The sequence below is a fragment of the Vreelandella lionensis genome (genome assembly GCF_002087295.1).
GTDB classification, from domain to species: Bacteria; Pseudomonadota; Gammaproteobacteria; order Pseudomonadales; family Halomonadaceae; genus Vreelandella; species Vreelandella lionensis.
The window spans coordinates 1-2,395 of sequence record NZ_MWVI01000059.1 but is presented as its reverse complement, the minus strand read 5'-3'; the positions used below and the strand labels follow the sequence as shown (position 1 = coordinate 2,395).

Sequence of the window (2,395 nt, the reverse complement as noted above, 5' to 3'; positions counted from 1 at the left end):
CCAAATCCACGTGAAGTGACGAAGAACCTAGTTTTCTCATCAACATCATCATTTGTCATCAAGGTTAGAAATGGATACTTTCATTGAGTTTGTAAAATCAGATATTGGGGTCACACTGGCTTGGGTATGTACTGTAGGAAGTACTTTATTTGCTGTAATTACATCAAAGAAGAATAAACAGTTGAAAATAAAAATTGGTGAAATAACAAATAATTCTACAGTGGATAATAGTCAGGATAGTGTTATACAAAGCGGCCAGAATAATGTATATACAAAGAATAATTCAGGCGGCATGAGAATAGACATGTAAGGGACTAAACCGTGTCCATAGGAAATGAAGGGGGTGATTCCTGTGAATAAAACAGTTAAAGTTGAACGTAATGCTGGAAATATCTTTATTGGGAACTCTCCCGAATATGAGATCAGCTCAGCTATAAATGAATTGCTAAAGTCATTAGCTAATAAGCCGTTTGCGTTTAAGAAAAGCAGAAGGCGACCATCTTCTGAAACAGTTGTAAAGATACAATACAATAATCTTAAAGCTAAAAACCATATCATAAAGCAATACTTAGATCATTCTTCAAAAGTAGAAGAGGCATATTCCGAGATTGACTCATTGATAGCTTTTGGAAAAGATACAATCCTTCAGAATTTAAACGATTTATACTATCTTGCTTTAGACGCTGTTGAGATTGATTACTTGATTTTTGATATAGACATAGATAAAGTCAGAGAAAATTCAGAGTTTATTTTGGATTTTATCATTCAGAGATTAAAAAATACTGTATTTGAATCAAAAAACACTCCTGTCTACAAAGAACATGTTGAATTGGGGGTGAATGTTGTTGTGGCTCATGCTTTTATTGAATGCATAATCATGGAGAATCCAGCTTATGATTCCTAGAAGTGGTTGTGACCAAGAAATAAATGTTGTAAGCATAGGGGCAAAAATTCTAAAGAAAGTGGCAGAAGAAAATCCGTCCTTAGATGCGATACTCACTGACTGCTCTTCAGAGCTAAAAGTATCAATTGATCACATCATATTGTCGTTAGATTGGTTGTTTTCAATTAGGGCTATTGGGTTTAATGGAGTAGAGGTTTTTATAAATGAAGCTTGATAGTCTTGAAGTAAAGATAAATAACGAAGTAAAAAGATTTGTTAAATTCGAGTCTGGTCTGAACCTCGTCACAAACAAGCCAAATTCTGGTCGTACAGGTAACAGTGTTGGAAAATCAACATTATCACGAGTGGTTGATTTTCTAATGCTAGGAAGCATAGACAGCATTTACATTGATGAAGAGTTTAAAAAGCCAAATCTTGAGATAGAAGCGCTTTTTAAGAACAACTTTGTAACTGCTTCTCTCAGTTTCTTTGACTACTCAAACAAAATAAATCAAATTTCTCGCCGTTTATGTATTGAAGAAAAAACTGAATCTAAATTCTGGATAAATGGTGAAAGTGTTGAAGAAAAGCAATATGAGTCATTTATTCAAGATAAAATTTTTAATATATCTACTAGAAGACCTTCTGTTCGAGCAGTAGCGCCGAAATTCATTAGAAATGACAGTCATAGAATGTTGAGTACAACTAAGTTTCTTGATAAACGACAAGGCCCAAAAGATTATAGCGAACTTTTTTTATACCTTTTCGGTTTCAATAATACATCTCTACTTACAGAGAAAAGAGATGCGACGAATCTGGTTAACAGGCGAAAAAGGAATTCCACATCAATTAATGCGCTAGTGAAAGAGCAAAAGCCAAAAAGTGAGATTAAGAGGTATAAGGCAGATGCTAAAGAGCTAGAGAACAACCTTTTAACATTCGAATATTCACCAGAATATTCAAACCCAATAGAAAGACTTTCAGAACTACAAGTAAAAGAAGAACGATATACAGAAGAACTTCTATCTATACAGCGAAAAGTAGACAACATTAATCATACTGTCGAGCTGTTATCCAAAGACAAAGATGGTTATTTGATTAATGAGCTTAAAGCTATATATAGTTTTTCTGGCGTCGCAATTGATGGAGCCTTACGAGAACTTGAAGACGTTGTTTTGTTCCATAGAAATCTCGTTGAGAAAAAGAAGCACTTTCTTACGATTGATTTACCCAAATTGAATGAAGAGTCTGAAGGTCTTCTGGCAGAACTCAGTTCAATAAGGAAAGATAAGTTACAAGTTTTTTCTGATATGCGGTCTAAGGAAAGCTTAGACCATGTGACTAAAAATCTGAAGCGACTTGGTGAGCTTAAAGTTGAGCTTGGGAAGCTAGAAGGTCTAATGGAGCAGCAGTCCAAAGCAAAATCAGATCAAACTGAAGCAGAAGATCAATTGCAAAAAATCCTTGAGGCTATTTCCAAAGAGATTCCTGAATCCGTGAAGCCGGCGCCGA

The 2,395-nt window shown here is 34.8% G+C and carries 4 protein-coding genes; all 4 read left to right on the top strand.

Annotated features, from left to right (window positions below; genetic code table 11):
* Nucleotides 1–70: 70 nt before the first annotated feature.
* On the top strand, nt 71–310 hold the full coding sequence (locus B4967_RS17830; protein WP_139794442.1) for a hypothetical protein: 240 nt from the start codon (nt 71–73) through the stop codon (nt 308–310).
* Nucleotides 311–343: 33 nt separating this feature from the next.
* Nucleotides 344–904 (top strand): ABC-three component system protein, encoded by a 561-nt coding sequence (locus B4967_RS07520; protein WP_139794441.1) that lies wholly within the window; start codon nt 344–346, stop codon nt 902–904.
* Nucleotides 894–1,118, top strand: a complete 225-nt coding sequence (locus tag B4967_RS17825; protein WP_139794440.1) for an ABC-three component system middle component 6 — start codon at nt 894–896, stop codon at nt 1,116–1,118. Before B4967_RS07520 ends, B4967_RS17825 begins: the two co-directional genes overlap by 11 nt.
* Nucleotides 1,108–2,395 (top strand): hypothetical protein (locus B4967_RS07515; RefSeq protein WP_083024493.1); only part of this gene is annotated, 1,288 nt, incomplete at its 3' end. The genes B4967_RS17825 and B4967_RS07515, both read left to right, overlap by 11 nt.

What these genes read in the sequence shown, in the direction of transcription:
- B4967_RS17830 (WP_139794442.1), top strand. Translation starts at nt 71, where the DNA reads ATGGATACTTTCATTGAGTTTGTAAAATCAGATATTGGGGTCACACTG.
- B4967_RS17825 (WP_139794440.1), top strand. Translation starts at nt 894, where the DNA reads ATGATTCCTAGAAGTGGTTGTGACCAAGAAATAAATGTTGTAAGCATA.